Raw genomic sequence first — 15,510 nt, forward strand, 5'->3', positions numbered from 1 at the left:
GACTCGAAATTCTTAGGGTATTATCATTGGTTCGATAAATCATCGGGCACAAAAAAAGCGGGTTAACCCCGCTTTTTTTTTCGTCTCAATAATGCGGCGGCGGCGTTTCTTCTGCCTGAGAGGCGATATTTGACGGCTGACTGGCTTTTAACTTTTCCGTGAGCAAACGCAGATGATCGCGCAGCTTCGCCATCTCCATTTCATGTGCGGTTACCGTCAGGTTTAGTTCTTCTATGGTAATCTCCTGGAACGCCAGACGGCTTTCCAGTTCAGCCAGACGAGCTTCCATCGTGATATCCTGCATGATGTACCTCTTTATGTTGTCTCCGTCGGCGGATTCTACTTAACTTTACCGGCTTTCACAGCAACCATTACGCGCACTACGAAACTAATTTAAACAAAAAGAGTCTGAAAAGAAGTGATAATAGGGCGTGTTCGTATGTTGATTTGTTCTGCAACGATTTATAGTACGCTTCTTACGTAAGTTAACATGGGGCGAGATGCCCCGGCCCTGGAGATATGGATGAAATCACTGTTTAAAGCCACGCTGCTGGCAACGACGATGGCCGTTGCTATGCACGCACCGATCACTTTTGCTGCTGATGCGGCGAAACCGGCAGCTACCGCTGATAGCAAAGCAGCATTTAAAAACGACGATCAAAAAGCGGCTTATGCGCTGGGCGCCTCGCTGGGTCGTTACATGGAAAATTCGCTTAAAGAGCAGGAAAAGTTGGGCATCAAACTGGATAAAGATCAGTTGATTGCCGGCGTTCAGGATGCCTTTGCCGATAAGAGCAAACTGTCCGATCAGGAAATTGAGCAAACGCTGCAGACGTTTGAAGCACGCGTGAAGAGCGCTGCTCAGGCGAAGATGGAAAAAGACGCTGCCGATAACGAAGCAAAAGGTAAAACGTTCCGCGACGCTTTTGCTAAAGAGAAAGGCGTGAAAACCTCCTCTACCGGTCTGCTTTACAAAGTAGAGAAAGAAGGCACAGGCGAGGCGCCGAAAGATAGCGATACCGTTGTGGTGAACTACAAAGGTACGCTGATCGACGGTAAAGAGTTTGATAACTCTTACACGCGCGGCGAACCGCTCTCCTTCCGTCTGGACGGCGTTATCCCTGGCTGGACTGAAGGCCTGAAAAATATTAAGAAAGGCGGCAAGATCAAGCTGGTTATCCCACCGGCGCTGGCCTACGGTAAAACGGGCGTTCCGGGTATCCCGGCGAACTCCACCCTGGTATTCGACGTAGAGCTGCTGGATATCAAACCAGCGCCGAAAGCGGATGCTAAACCTGCCGATGCGGCTGACGCTAAAGCCGCAGATGCTGCTAAAAAATAAAAACTGAGAGCCGCCGCTTGTAATAGCGGCGGTTTTTTTTATTCAGGCCGGATATATTACTCACCATAATTTGATTTGCGGATAACGGCGCTTGCGCTGGTCGTTAAGGGCGAGACCGTAGGCTGAATGACCGCCAACGCACACGTAGTCTGAAATAGACGAGCAAATTAGTACTGGAAAGATGAACCCTCACTGTATTAATTTAATCATCCGCGTAAATAATGAGCCTGCCCTGAAAACATAACGACAGGCTCCTGAAAAGGAGTGTTTTTTTTCATGTCCAGGTCGCTTTTAACCAACGAAACCAGTGAACTTGATTTGCTGGATCAGCGTCCCTTCGAGCAAACCGACTTCGATATTCTGAAATCCTACGAAGCGGTAGTGGACGGGTTAGCGATGCTTATAGGTTCCCATTGTGAAATCGTATTGCACTCTTTGCAGGATCTAAAATGTTCAGCCATTCGTATTGCCAATGGCGAACATACGGGCCGTAAAATTGGCTCGCCGATTACCGACCTGGCGTTGCGCATGTTGCACGACATGACAGGGGCGGACAGTAGCGTGTCGAAATGCTATTTCACGCGCGCGAAAAGCGGTGTCTTGATGAAGTCGTTGACGATTGCCATTCGCAACCGCGAGCAGCGCGTCATTGGTCTACTGTGCATCAACATGAATCTTGATGTGCCATTTTCACAGATTATGAATACCTTTATTCCGCCGGAAACGCCGGAAGTCGGCTCAGCGGTTAATTTTGCCTCCTCAGTCGAAGATTTAGTCACCCAGACGCTGGAGTTCACGATCGAAGAAGTGAATGCCGATCGTAATGTCTCTAACAATGCGAAAAATCGTCAGATCGTCCTTAACCTGTACGAAAAAGGCATTTTCGATATTAAAGACGCCATTAACCAGGTAGCCGATCGTCTGAATATCTCAAAACATACGGTTTACCTCTATATTCGCCAGTTCAAAAGCGGCGATTTTCAGGGGCAGGATAAATAATGCGTTATGCCATTATGGTCACCGGGCCGGCATATGGCACCCAGCAGGCCAGCAGCGCATTGCAGTTCGCCCACGCGCTGCTCAATGAGGGGCATGAGTTAGCCAGCGTCTTTTTCTATCGGGAAGGGGTCTATAACGCCAATCTCCTGACCTCTCCGGCGAGCGATGAATATGATCTGGTACGCGCCTGGCAGAAATTGAATACGCAGCATGGCGTAGCGCTGAACATCTGTGTCGCGGCGGCGCTTCGTCGCGGTATTATTGATGAAACTGAAGCCGGCAGACTGGCGTTGCCGTCCGCCAATCTTCAGCCGGGCTTTACGCTAAGCGGCCTGGGCGCGCTGGCGGAGGCATCTCTCACCTGCGATCGGGTGGTGCAGTTTTAATGAAACGTATTGCATTTGTCTTTTCCACCGCGCCGCACGGTAGCGCCTCAGGTCGTGAAGGGCTGGATGCGCTGCTGGCGACGTCAGCGCTAACGGAAGCGCTGGGCGTCTTTTTTATCAGCGACGGCGTCTTTCAGTTATTACCAGGACAAAAACCAGACGCTGTGCTGGCGCGTGACTATATTGCTACTTTCAAGCTCTTTGATTTGTACGATATTGATCAATGCTGGATCTGCGCGGCATCGCTGCGCGAGCGTGGTCTGGAGAACGTTAATTTTGTGGTAGACGCCACGCCGCTGGAACCCGTGGCGTTACGCCGCGAGCTTGGCAACTATGATGTCATCCTGAGATTCTGAGGCGTTTATGCTGCATACCTTACCTCATTGCGCTTCGAGCGTTGATTTTCCCGCTTTGCTGCGCCTGCTAAAAGAGGGCGATGCGCTTTTGTTGCTCCAGGATGGCGTTACCGTCGCGATTGAAGGTAACCGCTTCCTTGAAAGTCTGCGCGATGCCCCCATAACGGTCTATGCCTTGAAAGAAGACATTGACGCCCGCGGCCTGGGTGGTCAAATTTCAGACAGTGTCGTCAGGGTTGACTATACTGAGTTTGTCAGACTCACGGTTAAGTATGCCAACCAGATGGCCTGGTGATGGCGGGATCGTTGTATATTTCTTGACACCTTTTCGACACCGCCCTAAAATTCGGCGTCCTCATATTGTGTGAGGGCGTTTTATTACGTGTTTACGAAGCAAAAGCTAAAACCAGGAGCTATTTAATGGCAACAGTTAACCAGCTGGTACGCAAACCACGTGCTCGCAAAGTTGCGAAAAGCAACGTGCCTGCGCTGGAAGCATGCCCGCAAAAACGTGGCGTATGTACTCGTGTATATACTACCACTCCTAAAAAACCGAACTCCGCACTGCGTAAAGTTTGCCGTGTTCGTCTGACTAACGGTTTTGAAGTGACTTCCTACATCGGTGGTGAAGGTCACAACCTGCAGGAGCACTCCGTGATCCTGATCCGTGGCGGTCGTGTTAAAGACCTCCCGGGTGTTCGTTACCACACCGTTCGTGGCGCGCTTGACTGCTCCGGCGTTAAAGACCGTAAGCAAGCTCGTTCTAAGTACGGCGTGAAGCGTCCTAAGGCTTAATGGTTCTCCGTTAAGTAAGGCCAAACGTTTTAAATTAATGTCAAACTAAACTCGTAGAGTTTTGGACAATCCTGAATTAACAACGGAGTATTTCCATGCCACGTCGTCGCGTCATTGGTCAGCGTAAAATTCTGCCGGATCCGAAGTTCGGATCAGAACTGCTGGCTAAATTTGTCAATATCCTGATGGTAGATGGTAAAAAATCTACTGCAGAATCAATCGCATACAGCGCGCTGGAGACCCTGGCTCAGCGTTCTGGTAAATCTGAACTGGAAGCTTTCGAAGTCGCTCTCGAAAACGTTCGCCCGACTGTAGAAGTTAAATCCCGCCGTGTAGGTGGTTCTACTTATCAGGTACCAGTTGAAGTCCGTCCGGTCCGTCGTAATGCTCTGGCAATGCGTTGGATCGTAGAAGCTGCTCGTAAACGCGGTGATAAATCCATGGCTCTGCGCCTGGCGAACGAACTTTCTGACGCTGCAGACAACAAAGGTACTGCAGTTAAGAAACGTGAAGACGTTCACCGTATGGCAGAAGCCAACAAGGCGTTCGCACACTACCGTTGGTAATCCCTTCGGAGTCATAGTCACCAGGCGGGCGCTTCAGGTAAGTCGCCCGTTTTGGATAACTTAACTGAACGCCTAAAGATATCAACGAGGAATCAAATGGCTCGTACAACACCCATCGCACGCTACCGTAATATCGGTATCAGTGCGCACATCGACGCCGGTAAAACCACTACTACCGAACGTATTCTGTTCTACACCGGTGTAAACCACAAAATCGGTGAAGTTCATGACGGCGCAGCTACCATGGACTGGATGGAGCAGGAGCAGGAGCGTGGTATTACTATCACCTCCGCAGCGACTACTGCATTCTGGTCTGGTATGGCTAAGCAGTATGAACCGCATCGCATCAACATCATCGACACCCCGGGGCACGTTGACTTCACTATCGAAGTAGAACGTTCCATGCGTGTTCTCGATGGTGCGGTAATGGTTTACTGCGCAGTTGGTGGTGTTCAGCCGCAGTCTGAAACCGTATGGCGTCAGGCAAACAAATACAAAGTTCCGCGCATTGCGTTCGTTAACAAAATGGACCGCATGGGCGCGAACTTCCTGAAAGTTGTTGGTCAGATCAAAACCCGTCTGGGCGCGAACCCGGTTCCGCTGCAGCTGGCAATTGGTGCTGAAGAAGGTTTCACCGGCGTTGTTGACCTGGTGAAAATGAAAGCCATCAACTGGAACGATGCCGACCAGGGCGTTACCTTCGAATACGAAGATATCCCGGCTGACATGCAGGACCTGGCTAACGAATGGCACCAGAACCTGATCGAGTCCGCCGCAGAAGCTTCTGAAGAGCTGATGGAAAAATACCTGGGTGGTGAAGAACTGACTGAAGAAGAGATCAAACAAGCTCTGCGTCAGCGCGTTCTGAACAACGAAATCATCCTGGTAACCTGTGGTTCTGCATTCAAGAACAAAGGTGTTCAGGCGATGCTGGATGCGGTAATTGATTACCTGCCATCCCCGGTAGACGTACCTGCGATCAACGGTATTCTGGACGACGGTAAAGATACTCCGGCTGAGCGTCACGCAAGCGACGACGAGCCGTTCTCTGCGCTGGCGTTCAAAATCGCTACCGACCCGTTTGTGGGTAACCTGACCTTCTTCCGCGTGTACTCCGGTGTGGTTAACTCTGGTGATACCGTACTGAACTCCGTGAAAACCGCACGTGAGCGTTTCGGTCGTATCGTTCAGATGCACGCCAACAAACGTGAAGAGATCAAAGAAGTTCGCGCGGGCGACATCGCGGCTGCTATCGGCCTGAAAGACGTGACTACCGGTGACACCCTGTGTGATCCGGAAAACCCGATCATTCTGGAACGTATGGAATTCCCTGAGCCGGTAATCTCCATCGCGGTAGAACCGAAAACCAAAGCTGACCAGGAAAAAATGGGTCTGGCTCTGGGCCGTCTGGCGAAAGAAGACCCGTCATTCCGCGTATGGACTGATGAAGAATCTAACCAGACCATCATCGCTGGTATGGGTGAACTTCACCTGGATATCATCGTTGACCGTATGAAGCGTGAATTCAACGTTGAAGCTAACGTGGGTAAACCTCAGGTTGCTTACCGCGAAGCGATTCGCGCGAAAGTTACCGACATCGAAGGTAAACACGCGAAACAGTCTGGTGGTCGCGGTCAGTATGGTCATGTTGTTATCGACATGTACCCGCTGGAGCCGGGCTCTAACCCGAAAGGTTACGAGTTCATCAACGACATCAAAGGTGGTGTAATTCCTGGCGAATACATCCCGGCCGTTGATAAAGGCATCCAGGAGCAGCTGAAATCTGGCCCGCTGGCTGGTTATCCGGTAGTTGATCTCGGTGTGCGTCTGCACTTCGGTTCTTACCATGACGTTGACTCCTCTGAGCTGGCGTTTAAACTGGCTGCGTCTATCGCCTTTAAAGAAGGCTTTAAGAAAGCAAAACCAGTTCTGCTTGAGCCGATCATGAAGGTTGAAGTAGAAACACCTGAAGAGAATACCGGTGACGTTATCGGCGACCTTAGCCGCCGTCGTGGTATGCTCAAAGGTCAGGAATCTGAAGTTACAGGCGTTAAGATCCACGCTGAAGTACCGCTGTCTGAAATGTTCGGATATGCAACTCAGCTGCGTTCTCTGACCAAAGGTCGCGCATCGTACACTATGGAATTCCTGAAGTATGATGATGCGCCGAACAACGTTGCTCAGGCCGTAATCGAAGCCCGTGGTAAATAAGCCGCAGGGTTAAAAACCAAAATCCCGTGCTCTCTCCTGAAGGGGAGAGCGCTATAGTAAGGAATATAGCCGTGTCTAAAGAAAAATTTGAACGTACAAAACCGCACGTTAACGTCGGCACCATCGGCCACGTTGACCACGGTAAAACTACCCTGACCGCTGCAATCACCACCGTACTGGCTAAAACCTACGGCGGTGCTGCTCGTGCATTCGACCAGATCGATAACGCTCCGGAAGAAAAAGCGCGTGGTATCACCATCAACACTTCTCACGTTGAATACGATACCCCGACCCGCCACTACGCACACGTAGACTGCCCGGGGCACGCCGACTATGTTAAAAACATGATCACCGGTGCTGCGCAGATGGACGGCGCGATCCTGGTTGTTGCTGCGACTGACGGCCCGATGCCGCAGACCCGTGAGCACATCCTGCTGGGTCGTCAGGTAGGCGTTCCGTACATCATCGTGTTCCTGAACAAATGCGACATGGTTGATGACGAAGAGCTGCTGGAACTGGTTGAAATGGAAGTTCGTGAACTTCTGTCTCAGTACGACTTCCCGGGCGACGACACGCCGATCGTTCGTGGTTCTGCTCTGAAAGCGCTGGAAGGTGACGCAGAGTGGGAAGCGAAAATCATCGAACTGGCTGGCCTCCTGGATTCTTACATTCCGGAACCAGAGCGTGCGATTGACAAGCCGTTCCTGCTGCCGATCGAAGACGTATTCTCCATCTCCGGTCGTGGTACCGTTGTTACCGGTCGTGTAGAGCGCGGTATCATCAAAGTGGGTGAAGAAGTTGAAATCGTTGGTATCAAAGAGACTCAGAAGTCTACCTGTACTGGCGTTGAAATGTTCCGCAAACTGTTGGACGAAGGCCGTGCCGGTGAGAACGTAGGTGTTCTGCTGCGTGGTATCAAACGTGAAGAAATCGAACGTGGTCAGGTACTGGCTAAGCCGGGCACCATCAAGCCGCACACCAAGTTCGAATCTGAAGTGTACATTCTGTCCAAAGATGAAGGCGGCCGTCATACTCCGTTCTTCAAAGGCTACCGTCCGCAGTTCTACTTCCGTACTACTGACGTGACTGGCACCATCGAACTGCCGGAAGGCGTAGAGATGGTAATGCCGGGCGACAACATCAAAATGGTTGTTACCCTGATCCACCCGATCGCAATGGACGACGGTCTGCGTTTCGCAATCCGTGAAGGCGGCCGTACCGTTGGCGCGGGCGTTGTTGCTAAAGTTCTGGGCTAATTACTCGTTAATTAGTTTTGAATTGAAGAGGGCGCTTCGGCGCCCTTTTTGTTGCCTGCTATTTAGCCGCTGTTATATTTATTTGCCTTTTTTAACGCTTCTCCCGTGGCGTAAATCGCTTTGTGCTATTGTAATTATAACCATTCTCATTTACACTTTGTGCGGAAATTGAACGGGAGCGATCATGTACGTTTGTTTGTGTAATGGTATAAGCGATAAAAAAATCCGCCAGGCTGTACGACAATTTCATCCACAGTCATTTCAACAGTTGCGTAAATTTATTCCTGTGGGAAATCAATGTGGTAAGTGTATTCGCGCCGCGCGAGAAGTGATGCAGGATGAGTTAACGCAAATGCCGGAATTTAAAGAGATCGCCTGAGTCACACTCTTTTTTTTGACATCCCTGTAGCCCCATCTACGCTCTAGAGAGTGGAAGCGGAGGGACTATAAAATGAAAGGTGATGTTAAAATCATAAATTATCTCAATAAACTATTGGGAAATGAGCTTGTCGCAATTAATCAGTATTTTCTTCATGCCCGTATGTTCAAAAACTGGGGCCTGACCCGGCTTAATGATGTTGAGTACCATGAATCCATTGATGAGATGAAACACGCCGATAAGTATATTGAGCGTATTTTATTTCTGGAAGGCATACCGAACCTACAGGATCTGGGCAAGCTGGGCATCGGTGAAGATGTCGAAGAGATGCTACGATCGGATCTCCGACTCGAACTGGAAGGCGCAAAAGATCTACGTGAGGCAATAGCCTATGCCGATAGCGTTCATGATTATGTCAGCCGGGATATGATGATTGAAATTCTTGCCGACGAGGAAGGCCACATCGACTGGCTGGAAACTGAGCTGGATTTGATTGCCAAACTTGGTATGCAAAATTATCTGCAATCACAAATTAAGGTTACCGATTAACCGTCTGGAAAGAAAACTTTCCAACCTGTTATGAAACCCGCCACCGCCAGCCATGGCCCAAAAGGTAGCGGGTTTATTAATGCCGATTTACCTCTCACCAGTAGCGCGACGCCAAACCCGCCACAGGCCAACATAGCGGCAAGGAAAACCAGTAACGGCAGTGTTTCCCAACAATGCCACGCCCCTAAGGCCGCGAGGTACTTGACGTCGCCATATCCAAGCCCCTCTTTCTGATAACGCAGGCGATAGCCCCAGTAAATTAACGCGAATCCGCCATAGCCGGCGATAGCACCCCAAAGCGCATCCGGTAAACGCTCCGGCAGGCAAATCTGGTGATAAAGCAGACCACCCCACAGTAATGGACAGGTAAACCGGTCAGGCAGCAGACCGGTACGCGCGTCGTATATGCCAAGTAATAAAGAGAACGACGCATAAAAAATGAGAAAGGGGAGGGCAACAAACATAAGCAAATCCTCGTCAAGGCTTGTGCTCACCTTTATAGATTTATGCGACAGCGACAACGACGTATTGCCAGGTTTGCCTGATGCCTTCCAAAGAAAAGGTGCGCGTTGCCATCCCATGCGTACCATCTGGAATCATGCTCGCATAAGAATAAAGCGCTTAATTTCTATCCGACACTTGCGTCAGGCTGAGATTTACGTATAATGCGCGGGCTTGTCGTAATTGACGGCAGGTTCGATTTGAACCTCGAATAGCCGATTTGGCTATTTAACAATGCTCCCAATCGGGGAGCTACGTAAGAACGGTTACACTCTCCCATCAATCGTAATGGGTGTGAGGAGTAATCATTTTCGTTTATAAAATAATTGGAGCTCTGGTCTCATGCAGAACCAAAGAATCCGTATCCGCCTGAAAGCGTTTGATCATCGTCTGATCGATCAATCAACCGCGGAAATCGTCGAGACTGCCAAGCGCACTGGTGCGCAGGTTCGCGGTCCGATCCCGCTGCCGACCCGCAAAGAGCGCTTTACCGTTCTGATCTCTCCGCACGTTAACAAAGATGCGCGCGATCAGTACGAAATTCGCACTCACAAGCGTCTGGTTGACATCGTTGAGCCAACCGAGAAAACCGTTGATGCTCTGATGCGTCTGGACCTGGCTGCCGGTGTAGACGTGCAGATCAGCCTGGGTTAATCAGGTCATCGAGCGATTGAGAGGTTGATACAATGATTGGTTTAGTCGGTAAAAAAGTGGGTATGACCCGCATCTTCACTGAAGATGGCGTCTCTATCCCAGTAACCGTAATCGAAGTTGAAGCAAACCGTGTTACTCAGGTTAAAGACCTGGCTAACGATGGCTACCGCGCTGTTCAGGTTACTACGGGTGCTAAAAAAGCTAACCGTGTCACCAAGCCGGAAGCGGGTCACTTTGCTAAAGCTGGCGTAGAAGCTGGCCGTGGTCTGTGGGAATTCCGTCTGGCTGAAGGCGAAGAATACACCGTAGGTCAGAGCATCAGCGTTGAACTGTTTGCTGACGTTAAAAAAGTTGACGTAACCGGTACCTCTAAAGGTAAAGGTTTCGCTGGTACCGTTAAGCGCTGGAACTTCCGTACCCAAGACGCTACTCACGGTAACTCCTTGTCTCACCGCGTTCCGGGTTCTATCGGTCAGAACCAGACTCCGGGCAAAGTGTTCAAAGGCAAGAAAATGGCAGGTCAGATGGGTAATGAGCGCGTAACCGTTCAGAGCCTTGACGTAGTACGCGTTGACGCTGAGCGCAACCTGCTGCTGGTTAAGGGTGGTGTTCCGGGTGCAACCGGTTGCGACCTGATCGTTAAACCAGCTGTGAAGGCGTAAGGGGATAGCAATGGAATTAGTATTGAAAGACGCGCAGAGCGCGCTGACTGTTTCCGAAACTACCTTCGGTCGTGATTTCAACGAAGCGCTGGTTCACCAGGTTGTTGTTGCTTATGCAGCTGGTGCTCGTCAGGGTACTCGTGCTCAGAAGACTCGTGCTGAAGTAACTGGTTCCGGTAAAAAACCGTGGCGCCAGAAAGGCACTGGCCGTGCGCGTTCAGGTTCTATCAAGAGCCCGATCTGGCGTTCCGGTGGCGTGACCTTCGCTGCTCGTCCGCAGGACCACAGTCAAAAAGTTAACAAGAAGATGTACCGCGGCGCGCTGAAAAGCATACTGTCCGAACTGGTACGTCAGGATCGTCTGATCGTTGTCGAGAAGTTCTCTGTAGAAGCGCCGAAAACTAAGCTGTTGGCACAGAAACTGAAAGACATGGCTCTGGAAGATGTGCTGATCATCACCGGTGAGCTGGACGAGAACCTGTTCCTGGCCGCACGTAACCTGCACAAGGTTGACGTACGCGATGCGACTGGTATCGACCCGGTTAGCCTGATCGCCTTCGACAAAGTCGTAATGACTGCTGATGCTGTTAAGCAAGTTGAGGAGATGCTGGCATGATTCGTGAAGAACGTCTGCTGAAGGTGCTGCGCGCACCGCACGTTTCTGAAAAAGCGTCTACTGCGATGGAAAAAACTAACACCATCGTTCTCAAAGTTGCTAAAGACGCGACCAAAGCAGAAATCAAAGCTGCTGTGCAGAAACTGTTTGAAGTCGAAGTCGAAGTCGTTAACACCCTGGTCGTTAAAGGGAAAGTTAAACGTCACGGACAGCGTATCGGTCGTCGTAGCGACTGGAAAAAAGCTTACGTCACCCTGAAAGAAGGCCAGAATCTGGACTTCGTCGGCGGCGCTGAGTAAGTCGGAGGAGTAATACAATGGCAGTTGTTAAATGTAAACCGACATCTCCGGGTCGTCGCCACGTCGTTAAAGTGGTCAACCCAGAGCTGCACAAGGGCAAACCTTTTGCTCCGCTGGTTGAAAAAAACAGCAAATCCGGTGGTCGTAACAACAATGGCCGTATCACCACTCGTCATATCGGTGGTGGTCACAAACAGGCTTATCGTATTGTTGACTTCAAACGCAACAAAGACGGTATCCCGGCAGTTGTTGAACGTCTTGAGTACGATCCGAACCGTTCCGCGAACATCGCGCTGGTTCTGTACAAAGACGGCGAACGCCGTTACATCCTGGCCCCGAAAGGCCTGAAAGCTGGCGACCAGATTCAGTCTGGCGTTGATGCTGCAATCAAAGCAGGCAACACCCTGCCGATGCGCAATATCCCGGTTGGTTCTACCGTTCATAACGTAGAAATGAAACCAGGTAAAGGCGGTCAGCTGGCACGTTCCGCTGGTACTTACGTTCAGATCGTTGCTCGCGATGGCGCTTATGTCACCCTGCGTCTGCGTTCTGGTGAAATGCGTAAAGTCGAAGCAGACTGCCGTGCAACCCTGGGCGAAGTTGGCAATGCTGAGCATATGCTGCGCGTTCTGGGTAAAGCAGGTGCTGCACGCTGGCGTGGCGTTCGTCCTACCGTTCGCGGTACTGCGATGAACCCAGTAGACCACCCACATGGTGGTGGTGAAGGTCGTAACTTTGGTAAGCACCCGGTAACTCCGTGGGGCGTTCAGACCAAAGGTAAGAAGACCCGCAGCAACAAGCGTACTGATAAATTCATCGTACGTCGCCGTAGCAAATAATTTTAGAGGATAAGCCATGCCACGTTCTCTCAAGAAAGGTCCTTTTATTGACCTGCACTTGCTGAAGAAGGTAGAGAAAGCGGTGGAAAGCGGAGACAAGAAGCCCCTGCGCACTTGGTCCCGTCGTTCAACGATCTTTCCTAACATGATCGGTTTGACCATCGCTGTCCATAATGGTCGTCAGCACGTTCCGGTATTTGTTTCCGACGAAATGGTCGGTCACAAACTGGGTGAATTCGCACCGACTCGTACTTATCGCGGCCACGCTGCTGATAAAAAAGCGAAGAAGAAATAAGGTAGGAGGAAGAGATGGAAACTATCGCTAAACATCGCCATGCTCGTTCTTCTGCTCAGAAGGTTCGCCTTGTTGCTGACCTGATTCGCGGTAAGAAAGTGTCGCAGGCTCTGGATATTCTGACCTACACCAACAAGAAAGCGGCTGTACTGGTCAAGAAAGTTCTGGAATCTGCCATTGCTAACGCTGAACACAACGATGGCGCTGACATTGACGATCTGAAAGTTACGAAAATTTTCGTAGACGAAGGCCCGAGCATGAAGCGCATTATGCCGCGTGCAAAAGGTCGTGCAGATCGCATCCTGAAGCGCACCAGCCACATCACTGTGGTTGTGTCCGATCGCTGAGACTCTGGAGACTAGCAATGGGTCAGAAAGTACATCCTAATGGTATTCGCCTGGGTATTGTAAAACCATGGAACTCTACCTGGTTTGCGAACACCAAAGAATTCGCTGACAACCTGGACAGCGATTTTAAAGTACGTCAGTACCTGACGAAGGAACTGGCTAAAGCGTCTGTATCTCGTATCGTTATCGAGCGTCCGGCTAAGAGCATCCGTGTGACTATTCACACCGCTCGCCCGGGTATCGTTATCGGTAAAAAAGGTGAAGACGTAGAAAAACTGCGTAAGGTCGTAGCGGATATCGCTGGCGTTCCTGCACAGATCAACATCGCCGAAGTTCGTAAACCTGAACTGGACGCTAAACTGGTTGCTGACAGCATCACTTCTCAGCTGGAACGTCGCGTTATGTTCCGTCGTGCGATGAAGCGTGCTGTACAGAACGCCATGCGTCTGGGCGCTAAAGGTATCAAAGTTGAAGTTAGCGGCCGTCTGGGCGGCGCGGAAATCGCACGTACCGAATGGTACCGCGAAGGTCGCGTACCGCTGCACACTCTGCGTGCTGACATCGACTACAACACCTCTGAAGCGCACACCACTTATGGTGTAATCGGCGTTAAAGTGTGGATCTTCAAAGGCGAGATCCTGGGTGGTATGGCTGCTGTTGAACAACCGGAAAAACCGGCTGCTCAACCGAAAAAGCAGCAGCGTAAAGGCCGTAAATAAGGAGCGTCGCTGATGTTACAACCAAAGCGTACAAAATTCCGTAAAATGCACAAAGGCCGCAACCGTGGTCTGGCTGCAGGCGCGGATGTTAGCTTCGGCAGCTTCGGCCTGAAAGCTGTTGGCCGTGGTCGTCTGACTGCCCGTCAGATCGAAGCAGCACGTCGTGCTATGACCCGTGCAGTTAAGCGTCAAGGTAAGATCTGGATCCGTGTATTCCCGGACAAACCGATCACTGAAAAGCCGCTGGCAGTGCGTATGGGTAAAGGTAAAGGTAACGTGGAGTATTGGGTTGCCTTGATTCAGCCGGGTAAAGTCCTGTATGAAATGGACGGCGTACCGGAAGAGCTGGCCCGTGAAGCATTCAAGCTGGCAGCAGCGAAACTGCCGATTAAAACCACCTTTGTAACTAAGACGGTGATGTAATGAAAGCAAAAGAGCTGCGTGAGAAGAGCGTTGAAGAGCTGAACACCGAGCTACTGAACCTGCTGCGTGAGCAGTTCAACCTGCGTATGCAGGCTGCAAGTGGCCAGCTGCAACAGTCTCACCTGTTGAAGCAAGTGCGTCGTGATGTCGCACGCGTTAAGACTTTACTGACTGAGAAGGCGGGTGCGTAATGACCGATAAAATCCGTACTCTGCAAGGTCGCGTGGTTAGCGACAAAATGGAGAAATCCATTGTTGTTGCTATCGAACGTTTTGTGAAACACCCGATCTACGGTAAATTCATCAAGCGTACGACCAAAATGCACGTACATGACGAGAACAACGAATGCGGTATCGGCGACGTGGTTGAAATCCGCGAATGCCGTCCGCTGTCCAAGACTAAATCCTGGACTCTGGTTCGCGTTGTAGAGAAAGCGGTTCTGTAATACAGTACGCATTCTCAACGAATAAACGGCTCAGCGATGGGCCGTTTATTTTTTCTACCCATATCTGATTTGCGGTGTTATAATGCCGCGCCCTCGATATGGGGTTTTTTTAACGACCTGATTTTCGGGTCTCAGTAGTAGTTGACATTAGCGGAGCACTAAAATGATCCAAGAACAGACTATGCTGAACGTCGCCGACAACTCCGGTGCACGTCGCGTAATGTGTATCAAGGTTCTGGGTGGCTCGCACCGTCGCTACGCAGGCGTAGGCGACATCATTAAGATCACCATCAAAGAAGCGATTCCGCGTGGTAAGGTCAAAAAAGGTGATGTGCTGAAGGCGGTAGTGGTGCGCACCAAGAAGGGTGTTCGTCGCCCGGACGGTTCTGTCATTCGCTTCGATGGTAATGCATGCGTTATTTTAAACAATAACAGCGAGCAGCCTATCGGTACGCGTATTTTTGGGCCGGTAACTCGTGAACTTCGTAACGAGAAGTTCATGAAAATTATCTCTCTGGCACCAGAAGTACTCTAAGGAGCGAATCATGGCAGCGAAAATCCGTCGTGATGACGAAGTTATCGTGTTAACCGGTAAAGATAAAGGTAAACGCGGTAAAGTTAAGAATGTCCTGTCTTCCAGCAAGGTCATTGTTGAAGGTATCAACCTGGTTAAGAAACACCAGAAGCCGGTTCCGGCTCTGAACCAACCGGGCGGCATCGTTGAAAAAGAAGCTGCAATTCAGGTTTCTAACGTTGCAATCTTCAATGCGGCAACCGGCAAGGCTGACCGTGTAGGCTTTAGATTCGAAGACGGCAAAAAAGTCCGTTTCTTCAAGTCTAACAGCGAAACTATCAAGTAATTTGGAGTAGT

Annotated in this window: 26 protein-coding genes; 24 read left to right on the forward strand and 2 right to left on the reverse strand. The window is 50.5% G+C overall.

Going from position 1 to position 15,510, the window contains the following annotated elements; translation table 11 throughout:
- Positions 1–85 precede the first annotated feature (85 nt).
- Complete coding sequence (locus tag ACLJRU_RS07455) at positions 86–304, reverse strand: protein SlyX (protein WP_001152701.1); 219 nt, start codon at positions 302–304, stop codon at positions 86–88.
- Between the two features lie 219 nt (positions 305–523).
- Here ACLJRU_RS07455 and fkpA point away from each other — a divergent pair, with 219 nt between their 5' ends.
- From fkpA to bfr, 11 genes are all read left to right on the forward strand, one after another.
- On the forward strand, positions 524–1,342 hold the full coding sequence (gene fkpA, locus ACLJRU_RS07460) for an FKBP-type peptidyl-prolyl cis-trans isomerase (RefSeq protein WP_000838225.1): 819 nt from the start codon (positions 524–526) through the stop codon (positions 1,340–1,342).
- A gap of 276 nt (positions 1,343–1,618) precedes the next feature.
- Entirely contained in the window at positions 1,619–2,341 is a 723-nt protein-coding gene (locus ACLJRU_RS07465) for a transcriptional regulator (protein WP_000091471.1), read from the forward strand.
- Positions 2,341–2,727 carry a sulfurtransferase complex subunit TusD gene (gene tusD, locus ACLJRU_RS07470; protein ID WP_001268010.1) on the forward strand — a complete coding sequence of 129 codons (387 nt, stop codon included), beginning with the start codon at positions 2,341–2,343 and terminating at the stop codon, positions 2,725–2,727. Before ACLJRU_RS07465 ends, tusD begins: the two co-directional genes overlap by 1 nt.
- On the forward strand, positions 2,727–3,083 hold the full coding sequence (gene tusC, locus ACLJRU_RS07475) for a sulfurtransferase complex subunit TusC (RefSeq protein WP_000820705.1): 357 nt from the start codon (positions 2,727–2,729) through the stop codon (positions 3,081–3,083). The genes tusD and tusC overlap by 1 nt, the downstream gene beginning before the upstream one ends.
- A 7-nt stretch (positions 3,084–3,090) precedes the next feature.
- On the forward strand, positions 3,091–3,378 hold the full coding sequence (gene tusB / locus ACLJRU_RS07480; protein ID WP_000903400.1) for a sulfurtransferase complex subunit TusB: 288 nt from the start codon (positions 3,091–3,093) through the stop codon (positions 3,376–3,378).
- A 125-nt stretch (positions 3,379–3,503) separates the two neighbouring features.
- Positions 3,504–3,878 (forward strand): 30S ribosomal protein S12, encoded by a 375-nt coding sequence (gene rpsL, locus ACLJRU_RS07485; protein ID WP_000246815.1) that lies wholly within the window; start codon positions 3,504–3,506, stop codon positions 3,876–3,878.
- A 95-nt stretch (positions 3,879–3,973) separates the two neighbouring features.
- Entirely contained in the window at positions 3,974–4,444 is a 471-nt protein-coding gene (gene rpsG, locus ACLJRU_RS07490; protein WP_001541002.1) for a 30S ribosomal protein S7, read from the forward strand.
- A 96-nt stretch (positions 4,445–4,540) separates the two neighbouring features.
- Positions 4,541–6,655: an elongation factor G gene (fusA, locus tag ACLJRU_RS07495; RefSeq protein WP_000124693.1), complete on the forward strand. Its 2,115-nt coding sequence runs from the start codon at positions 4,541–4,543 to the stop codon at positions 6,653–6,655.
- Positions 6,656–6,726: 71 nt separating this feature from the next.
- The gene (gene tuf / locus ACLJRU_RS07500; RefSeq protein WP_410957025.1) at positions 6,727–7,911 is read left to right on the forward strand and encodes an elongation factor Tu; all 1,185 of its coding nucleotides are present in this window, start codon (positions 6,727–6,729) and stop codon (positions 7,909–7,911) included.
- Positions 7,912–8,095: 184 nt separating this feature from the next.
- The gene (bfd, locus tag ACLJRU_RS07505; protein ID WP_000289082.1) at positions 8,096–8,290 is read left to right on the forward strand and encodes a bacterioferritin-associated ferredoxin; all 195 of its coding nucleotides are present in this window, start codon (positions 8,096–8,098) and stop codon (positions 8,288–8,290) included.
- Positions 8,291–8,362: 72 nt separating this feature from the next.
- Positions 8,363–8,839, forward strand: coding sequence for a bacterioferritin (gene bfr, locus ACLJRU_RS07510; protein WP_000675530.1), 477 nt, complete (start codon positions 8,363–8,365; stop codon positions 8,837–8,839).
- Here the strand turns inward: bfr and hopD are convergent.
- Positions 8,836–9,303, reverse strand: coding sequence for a prepilin peptidase (gene hopD / locus ACLJRU_RS07515; protein WP_000495848.1), 468 nt, complete (start codon positions 9,301–9,303; stop codon positions 8,836–8,838). The two genes, bfr and hopD, sit on opposite strands and share 4 nt — an antisense overlap.
- 379 nt (positions 9,304–9,682) lie before the next feature.
- On the opposite strand from hopD, the gene rpsJ reads away from it, so the two are divergent.
- The 13 genes from rpsJ (at position 9,683) to rplX (ending at position 15,499) form a co-directional block, all read left to right on the forward strand.
- Positions 9,683–9,994, forward strand: coding sequence for a 30S ribosomal protein S10 (gene rpsJ, locus ACLJRU_RS07520; protein ID WP_001181005.1), 312 nt, complete (start codon positions 9,683–9,685; stop codon positions 9,992–9,994).
- 32 nt (positions 9,995–10,026) lie between these two features.
- Positions 10,027–10,656: a 50S ribosomal protein L3 gene (gene rplC / locus ACLJRU_RS07525; protein ID WP_000579838.1), complete on the forward strand. Its 630-nt coding sequence runs from the start codon at positions 10,027–10,029 to the stop codon at positions 10,654–10,656.
- 10 nt (positions 10,657–10,666) lie between these two features.
- On the forward strand, positions 10,667–11,272 hold the full coding sequence (gene rplD, locus ACLJRU_RS07530; protein WP_000424395.1) for a 50S ribosomal protein L4: 606 nt from the start codon (positions 10,667–10,669) through the stop codon (positions 11,270–11,272).
- A complete protein-coding gene (gene rplW, locus ACLJRU_RS07535; RefSeq protein WP_000617546.1) occupies positions 11,269–11,571 on the forward strand; it encodes a 50S ribosomal protein L23 in 303 nt (100 codons plus the stop codon). The genes rplD and rplW overlap by 4 nt, the downstream gene beginning before the upstream one ends.
- 17 nt (positions 11,572–11,588) lie before the next feature.
- Positions 11,589–12,410 (forward strand): 50S ribosomal protein L2, encoded by an 822-nt coding sequence (gene rplB / locus ACLJRU_RS07540; RefSeq protein ID WP_000301869.1) that lies wholly within the window; start codon positions 11,589–11,591, stop codon positions 12,408–12,410.
- A 16-nt stretch (positions 12,411–12,426) separates the two neighbouring features.
- Positions 12,427–12,705, forward strand: a complete 279-nt coding sequence (rpsS, locus tag ACLJRU_RS07545; RefSeq protein ID WP_001138115.1) for a 30S ribosomal protein S19 — start codon at positions 12,427–12,429, stop codon at positions 12,703–12,705.
- Positions 12,706–12,719: 14 nt separating this feature from the next.
- On the forward strand, positions 12,720–13,052 hold the full coding sequence (gene rplV / locus ACLJRU_RS07550) for a 50S ribosomal protein L22 (RefSeq protein WP_000447529.1): 333 nt from the start codon (positions 12,720–12,722) through the stop codon (positions 13,050–13,052).
- A gap of 17 nt (positions 13,053–13,069) precedes the next feature.
- A complete protein-coding gene (rpsC, locus tag ACLJRU_RS07555; RefSeq protein WP_000529945.1) occupies positions 13,070–13,771 on the forward strand; it encodes a 30S ribosomal protein S3 in 702 nt (233 codons plus the stop codon).
- Between the two features lie 12 nt (positions 13,772–13,783).
- Positions 13,784–14,194, forward strand: a complete 411-nt coding sequence (gene rplP / locus ACLJRU_RS07560) for a 50S ribosomal protein L16 (protein WP_000941208.1) — start codon at positions 13,784–13,786, stop codon at positions 14,192–14,194.
- Positions 14,194–14,385 carry a 50S ribosomal protein L29 gene (rpmC, locus tag ACLJRU_RS07565; protein ID WP_000644742.1) on the forward strand — a complete coding sequence of 64 codons (192 nt, stop codon included), beginning with the start codon at positions 14,194–14,196 and terminating at the stop codon, positions 14,383–14,385. The genes rplP and rpmC overlap by 1 nt, the downstream gene beginning before the upstream one ends.
- Complete coding sequence (gene rpsQ / locus ACLJRU_RS07570; protein WP_000130101.1) at positions 14,385–14,639, forward strand: 30S ribosomal protein S17; 255 nt, start codon at positions 14,385–14,387, stop codon at positions 14,637–14,639. The genes rpmC and rpsQ overlap by 1 nt, the downstream gene beginning before the upstream one ends.
- Before the next feature lie 163 nt (positions 14,640–14,802).
- Positions 14,803–15,174, forward strand: a complete 372-nt coding sequence (rplN, locus tag ACLJRU_RS07575) for a 50S ribosomal protein L14 (protein WP_000613954.1) — start codon at positions 14,803–14,805, stop codon at positions 15,172–15,174.
- Between the two features lie 10 nt (positions 15,175–15,184).
- Positions 15,185–15,499: a 50S ribosomal protein L24 gene (rplX, locus tag ACLJRU_RS07580; RefSeq protein WP_038394047.1), complete on the forward strand. Its 315-nt coding sequence runs from the start codon at positions 15,185–15,187 to the stop codon at positions 15,497–15,499.
- The last annotated feature ends 11 nt before the right edge of the window (positions 15,500–15,510 follow it).

The organism is Salmonella sp. SAL00653, assembly GCF_046552515.1.
Classification (GTDB): Bacteria; Pseudomonadota; Gammaproteobacteria; order Enterobacterales; family Enterobacteriaceae; genus Salmonella; species Salmonella enterica.